The sequence below is a fragment of the Streptomyces sp. NPDC057474 genome, from assembly GCF_042802555.1.
Lineage (GTDB): Bacteria > Actinomycetota > Actinomycetes > Streptomycetales > Streptomycetaceae > Streptomyces.
This window is the reverse complement of the sequence record NZ_JBHVDX010000363.1, coordinates 1-6,343: the sequence shown is the minus strand read 5'-3', so window position 1 is coordinate 6,343 and position 6,343 is coordinate 1. Positions and strand designations below refer to the sequence as shown.

General features: G+C 69.7%; 5 protein-coding genes. 3 read left to right on the top strand and 2 right to left on the bottom strand.

All coding sequences use genetic code 11. From position 1 onward, the window contains the following. Nucleotides 1-120 precede the first annotated feature (120 nt). Nucleotides 121-2,340 carry an NADP-dependent isocitrate dehydrogenase gene (locus ACFU53_RS45750; RefSeq protein ID WP_384006050.1) on the top strand — a complete coding sequence of 740 codons (2,220 nt, stop codon included), beginning with the start codon at nt 121-123 and terminating at the stop codon, nt 2,338-2,340. A 113-nt stretch (nt 2,341-2,453) separates the two neighbouring features. Here the strand turns inward: ACFU53_RS45750 and ACFU53_RS45745 are convergent, their stop codons facing one another. Next, entirely contained in the window at nt 2,454-3,443 is a 990-nt protein-coding gene (locus ACFU53_RS45745; protein ID WP_384006048.1) for an alpha/beta hydrolase, read from the bottom strand. 237 nt (nt 3,444-3,680) lie between these two features. Here ACFU53_RS45745 and ACFU53_RS45740 point away from each other — a divergent pair, with 237 nt between their 5' ends. Beyond that, nucleotides 3,681-4,151 (top strand): MarR family winged helix-turn-helix transcriptional regulator, encoded by a 471-nt coding sequence (locus ACFU53_RS45740; RefSeq protein ID WP_384006052.1) that lies wholly within the window; start codon nt 3,681-3,683, stop codon nt 4,149-4,151. Between the two features lie 31 nt (nt 4,152-4,182). Here the strand turns inward: ACFU53_RS45740 and ACFU53_RS45735 are convergent, their stop codons facing one another. Then, nucleotides 4,183-5,166 (bottom strand): aldo/keto reductase, encoded by a 984-nt coding sequence (locus ACFU53_RS45735; protein ID WP_384006046.1) that lies wholly within the window; start codon nt 5,164-5,166, stop codon nt 4,183-4,185. A 72-nt stretch (nt 5,167-5,238) separates the two neighbouring features. Between ACFU53_RS45735 and ACFU53_RS45730 the strand changes: the two genes are divergently transcribed. Continuing rightward, a complete protein-coding gene (locus ACFU53_RS45730) occupies nt 5,239-6,300 on the top strand; it encodes a glycoside hydrolase family 43 protein (protein WP_384006044.1) in 1,062 nt (353 codons plus the stop codon). Nucleotides 6,301-6,343 lie beyond the last annotated feature (43 nt).

The following is a 6,343-nucleotide window of genomic DNA, read 5'->3' as shown; positions in this document are numbered from 1 at the left end:
CCCCTGGAAGAGGCGCGGGGAACTGCGCGAGCAACCCCCACCCGGCCCCGTGCCTCATCCCGCCGGATCACGAGATATCTTGATGTCGAGCAATGTTGCAGACGTGGAGCGGAGCACCCGGTGACTGACTCGACCATCATCTACACGCACACTGACGAGGCGCCCGCCCTGGCGACCCACTCGTTCCTGCCCGTGATCAAGGCGTACGCCTCGCAGGCCGGTGTCTCCGTCGAGACCCGTGACATCTCGCTGGCCGGGCGCATCATCGCCGTCTTCCCGGAGTACCTGGAGGAGGGCCAGCGCATCCCGGACGCCCTCTCGGAGCTGGGCGAGCTGGCCAAGACGCCCGCGGCGAACATCATCAAGCTGCCGAACATCTCGGCGTCGATCCCGCAGCTCAAGGCCGCCGTCGCCGAGCTGCAGGGCCAGGGCTACGCGCTGCCGGACTACCCGGACGACCCGAAGTCCGACGAGGAGCGCGAGATCCGCGCCCGCTACGACAAGATCAAGGGTTCCGCCGTGAACCCGGTCCTGCGTGAGGGCAACTCCGACCGCCGCGCCCCCGCCTCGGTCAAGAACTACGCCAAGACCCACCCGCACCGCATGGGCGCCTGGTCCGCCGACTCGAAGACGAACGTCGCGACCATGGGCGAGAACGACTTCCGCTCCACCGAGAAGTCCGCGGTGATCTCCGAGGCCGGTTCCCTGAAGATCGAGCTGGTCGGCGACGACGGCTCCACCACCGTGCTCCGCGAGTCCGTACCCGTCCTCGAGGGCGAGGTCGTCGACGCCTCCGTGATGCGCGTCGCCGCGCTGCGCGAGTTCCTGACCGCGCAGGTCGCCAGGGCCAAGGCCGAGGGCGTGCTGTTCTCCGTGCACCTCAAGGCCACGATGATGAAGGTCTCCGACCCGATCGTCTTCGGTCACGTGCTCCGCGCCTTCTTCCCGAAGACCTTCGCGAAGTACGGCGAGACGCTGGCCGCGGCCGGCCTGTCCCCGAACGACGGCCTGGGCGGCATCTACAAGGGCCTGGAGGCGCTGCCCGAGGGCGCCGAGATCAAGGCCTCCTTCGACGCCGAGCTCGCCGAGGGCCCGGAGCTGGCGATGGTCGACTCCGACAAGGGCATCACCAACCTGCACGTGCCGTCCGACGTCATCGTCGACGCCTCGATGCCGGCCATGATCCGCACCTCCGGCCACATGTGGGGCCCGGACGGCCAGGAGGCCGACACCCTCGCGGTCCTGCCGGACTCCTCCTACGCCGGCGTCTACCAGGTCGCGATCGACGACTGCCGCGCCAACGGCGCCTACGACCCGTCGACCATGGGCTCGGTCCCGAACGTCGGCCTCATGGCGCAGAAGGCCGAGGAGTACGGCTCCCACGACAAGACCTTCGAGATCGCGGCCACCGGCACGGTCCGCCTCGTCGACCAGGCCGGCAACGTGGTGATCGAGCAGGCGGTCTCCGCCGGCGACATCTTCCGCGCCTGCCAGACCAAGGACGCCCCGATCCGTGACTGGGTGAAGCTGGCCGTCACCCGCGCCCGCGCCACCGGCGACCCGGCCGTCTTCTGGCTGGACGAGACCCGCGCGCACGACGCCAATCTGATCGCCAAGATCGACGCGTACCTGCCGGAGCACGACACCGAGGGCCTGGACATCCGCGTCCTCGCCCCGGTCGAGGCCACCAAGCTGTCGGTGGAGCGCATCCGCCGCGGCGAGAACACCATCTCGGTGACCGGCAACGTCCTGCGTGACTACCTCACCGACCTGTTCCCGATCCTGGAGCTGGGCACCAGCGCCAAGATGCTGTCGGTCGTCCCGCTGATGGCGGGCGGCGGCCTCTTCGAGACGGGCGCCGGCGGCTCCGCCCCGAAGCACGTCCAGCAGCTGGTCAAGGAGGACTACCTGCGCTGGGACTCCCTTGGCGAGTTCTTCGCCCTGGTCCCGTCCCTGGAGCAGTACGCCGAGGCCACCGGCAACACCCGCGCCAAGGTCCTCGCCGACACCCTCGACCGCGCCACGGCGACCTTCCTCAACGAGGACAAGTCCCCGTCGCGTCGCGTCGGCGGCATCGACAACCGCGGCAGCCACTTCTACCTGTCCCTGTACTGGGCCCAGGAGCTGGCCGCCCAGACCGACGACGCCGACCTGGCCAAGGCCTTCGCCCCGCTCGCCGAGACCCTCTCGGCGAACGAGCAGACCATCGTCGACGAGCTGATCGCCGTCCAGGGCAAGCCGGCCGACATCGGCGGCTACTACCAGCCCGACCCGGCCAAGGCCGCCGCGGTCATGCGCCCGTCGGCCACGTGGAACGAGGCGCTGGCGAACTTCGCCTGAGCCTGACCTCGCACACCCCGTGCGGGCCCGCGGGTCCGCAGTCCGCAAGCACCGCCCCGGCCGGGATCGCTCCCGGCCGGGGCGGTGTGCTTCCACGGCGGCCGTACGGTCGGTCAGTCGGTGCCGAGGGCCGTGCGCAGGGTGGCGATCGCCTGCCCGATGGCGGCCTCGGCGGCGTGCGTCTCGCGCAGGGCGTCGAGCATCACGAAGTCGTGGATGATGCCCTGGTAGCGCACAGCGGTCACCGGGACCCCGGCCTCGCGGAGCTTGTTGGCGTACGCCTCGCCCTCGTCGCGCAGGACGTCGGCCTCGGCGGTGATGACGAGGGCCGGGGGCAGGTTCCTGAGCTGCTCGGGAGTGGCGCGCAGGGGTGAGGCGGTGATCTCGGCGCGGTCCTTCTCACTGGTCGTGTACTGGTCCCAGAACCACTGCATGGCGTCGCGCCGCAGGAAGTAGCCCTCGCCGAACCGGCGGTAGGAGCCGGTGTCGAACGCGGCGTCGGTGACCGGGTAGAAGAGCACCTGCTGGACCAGGGGGACGTCGCCCCGCTCCTTGGCCATCAGGGTCAGCGCGGCGCTCATGTTGCCGCCGACGGAGTCACCGGCCACGGCGATGCGGGTGGCGTCCAGGTAGTGACCGGCGCCCTCGGTGACGATCCAGCGGGCCACCGCGTAGTTCTGCTCGATGGCGACCGGGTAGCGGGCCTCGGGCGAGAGATCGTACTCGGGGAAGACCACGGCGGCCCGCGCGCCCACGGCCAGCTCGCGCACCAGCCGGTCGTGGGTGTGGGCGTTGCCGAAGACCCATCCCGCCCCGTGGATGTAGAGGATCACCGGAAGCACGCCCTTGACACCCACCGGGCGGACGATCCGAGCCTTGACCTCGCCGGTGGGCCCGCCCGGCACGGTCACCCACTCCTCGTCCACGGCCGGCTTCTCGATGTCGCCCGACTGCACCTCGTCGACGGTCTTACGGCCTTCCACCGGACCGAGGTCGAAGAGGTACGGCGGGTTCGCGGTCGCCTCGGCGAAGCCCGCGGCGGCGGGCTCCAGGACGGGACGGGGGCCGGCGGCGCCGGCGCTGCCGGTGGTGGTCTCGGACATGGCGGTCTCCTCGGATCCGGTGCCGCGGGCAGGCTCGATCGGCGTCGTTCGCCGGGGTCGGCGGCACACCACAACAGTAGCGTGCGATTAAGTGGTGCACAACTAATTATTGTCCGACTATCTATCGCTCGATTACTTAGTGCAAGATACAATCGAGGAGACTCGAAGGTAGGGTGGGAGATCGTCATCCAGAGCACGGGACCGAGGAGCGACACCGTGAGCACAGTCGGCGACATCATGCGCACGACCGGAACGGCCCAGGCCCCGGCGTCGGCACCGGAGCACAGCCTGCTCCTGGACGACCAGCTCTGCTTCGCCCTGTACGCCGCCTCGCGCGCGGTCACCGCCCGCTATCGGCCGCTGCTCGACGAGCTGGGGCTGACCTATCCGCAGTACCTGGTCATGCTCGTGCTCTGGGAGCAGGACTCGATCTCCGTACGCGACCTGGGCGCCGCGCTCCAACTCGAGTCCAGCACCCTCTCCCCGCTCCTGAAGCGCCTGGAGGCCGGCGGCCTGCTCCGCCGCGAGCGCCGTACGGACGACGAGCGCTCCGTCGCCATCCGCCTCACCGAGTCCGGCGCCCAGCTCGAGGAGCGGGCCCGGACCGTCCCCGTGGACATCGGCGAGGCCATGGGCCTGACTCCCGAACAGCACGCCATGACCAAGCAGTTGCTGCGGCTGCTCACGGCGAACGTCAGTCAGGCGTGACCGAGCGCGGGCGTCCCTGACACACGCGGGTTCAGTGCGCGGCGTCCAGCCTGACCCGCTGTTCCTCCGTCAGCTCCAGTTCCACCGCGCCCAGGTTCTCCTCCAGCTGCGCCACCGACGACACCCCCGCCAGCGGGACGATCGGGAACCGCCCGCCCAACTGCCAGGTGAGCACGACCTGGTTGACGGTCGCCCCGGTCTCCCGCGCCACCTCGCCCAGCACCTTCGTCCGGACCGGGGTGCCAGGGTGGTCGTAGTCCGACGGCAGCTCGTCCGGCCGTACGTAACCGCCCTTGAGCAGCGGTGAGTAGGCGACCAGGGTGAGGTCCGGCTCGGCCTCCAGATAGCTCAGGAGTTCGGCGGTGGCCGCGCCGAGGGTGCCGTCCGCCCAGAGGTCGCTGGGGACGTCGGTGCGCGGGCGCAGATGGCTGTGGTGGTACTGGAGCACCTCGTAGCCGGGCAGCCCGGCCGCGGCGGCGAGGGCGCGGGCCCGTTCCACCCGCCACACGGCGTGGTTGCTCACGCCGAGCAGCCCGACCGTGCCCTCCGCGACGAGTTCCGCGAACCCCTCGACGGTCTCCCGCGCCGACACCGTACGGTCCTCGATGTGCGCGTAGAGCAGGTCCAGCCGCTCCACCCCGAGCCGCTCCCGGCTGCGCTCCGCCGACTCCCGGATCACTTTCGCCGACAGCCCCTCCGCGTTGTCGACATAGCTGGTGCCGGGCGCGAGGGGCCGAGCGCCGAGCTTGGTGGCGATGACGATCTCGTCGCCGATCCCCCGGCTGCGCCGCCAACGTCCGAGCAGTTCCTCGCTCTGCCCGCCCTGCCCTCCGTCGATCCAGTAGGCGTAGTTGTCGGACGTGTCGATGAAGTTCCCGCCGGCCTCGACGTAGCGGTCGAGCAACGCGAAGGACGTCTTCTCGTCCGTCCGCGAGCCGAACAACATCGCCCCGAGCGCGAGCACACTCACCTCACGACGGGTCCCCGGATCACTGCCGATCGTGCGGTACTTCATGCTGTTTCCTCCTGCTCCGCCCGGCTCTCGGGCCTGAACGGGAGTCTTCAACTTGAAGCGCACACGAAGTCAATGCCCTTCGCTCACTATTCTTCGACCGTGACCGAGACCGAACCCACACGGCTTCCCGACATGCGGCTTCCCGACATGCCGCTGCACGATCCGTTCATAGTCGCCGACGACACGACCCGCACCTACTACCTCTACACGTCCAACGACCCGACCGTCTCGGGCGTGGACGGCACCGGCACGATGGTCTACCGCAGCGCCGACCTGCGGGACTGGACGCGCCCCTTCGTGGTCTTCCGGACGGCCGAACAGAAGGGAATCTGGGCGACCGACGGAGCGTGGGCGCCGGAGGTTCACGCGTGGGACGGCAAGTACTACCTGTTCACCACACTGCACAACCAGGACAAGCCGCTCAAGATACCGCCGGCCAACCAGTGGGGCACCCCCTTCCAGCTCCCGAACCACATGCGAGGCACGATCACGGCGGTCTCCGACTCTCTGCTGGGACCCTTCAGCGTCGTCGACCCCGCGCGCCCCACCCCGCCCGAGAACCTCATGACCCTCGACGGCACGCTCCACGTCGACCCGTCCGGGCAGCCCTGGATGGTGTACGCGCACGAGTGGCTGCAGACGATCGACGGAACCATGGAGGCGATCCGGCTGGCCCCGGACCTGACCCGGACCATCGGGGACCCGGTCTTCCTGTTCAAGGCCTCGGACGCGTCCTGGCTCACCGAGCAGATCCCCGGCGGAGTACCGCACCAGCTCGCGCCGTACATCACCGACGGTCCTCAGCTGCACCGCACGCCTGACGGTTCCCTGCTCATGCTGTGGTCGACGTACGAGAAGAACGCGGCCCGCGACGACGGCACCATCAGCGGCGGCTATGTGCAGACCTGCGCCGTCTCCAGGTCCGGCGACATCACGGGGCCGTGGCAACAACAACGGCCCCTGGTGCGGGAGGACAGCGGCCACGGCATGCTGTTCCACACCTTCGACGGACAGCTGATGATGATCCTCCACCGCCCCTTCGAGAACGCGCGGGGCAAGCTCTACGAGATGCGGCTCCTCGACCACGAGCTACAGGTGCTGCGCAGGCGGGCCGACCTCGACGGCGGCGGCTGAGCCCCGCGCGCACGACCACCGCGCATGCCTCCCTGTGGGGAGG

What these genes read in the sequence shown, in the direction of transcription:
- ACFU53_RS45745 (WP_384006048.1), bottom strand. Translation starts at nt 3,443, where the DNA reads ATGTCCGAGACCACCACCGGCAGCGCCGGCGCCGCCGGCCCCCGTCCC.
- ACFU53_RS45740 (WP_384006052.1), top strand. Translation starts at nt 3,681, where the DNA reads ATGCGCACGACCGGAACGGCCCAGGCCCCGGCGTCGGCACCGGAGCAC.
- ACFU53_RS45735 (WP_384006046.1), bottom strand. Translation starts at nt 5,166, where the DNA reads ATGAAGTACCGCACGATCGGCAGTGATCCGGGGACCCGTCGTGAGGTG.
- ACFU53_RS45730 (WP_384006044.1), top strand. Translation starts at nt 5,239, where the DNA reads ATGCCCTTCGCTCACTATTCTTCGACCGTGACCGAGACCGAACCCACA.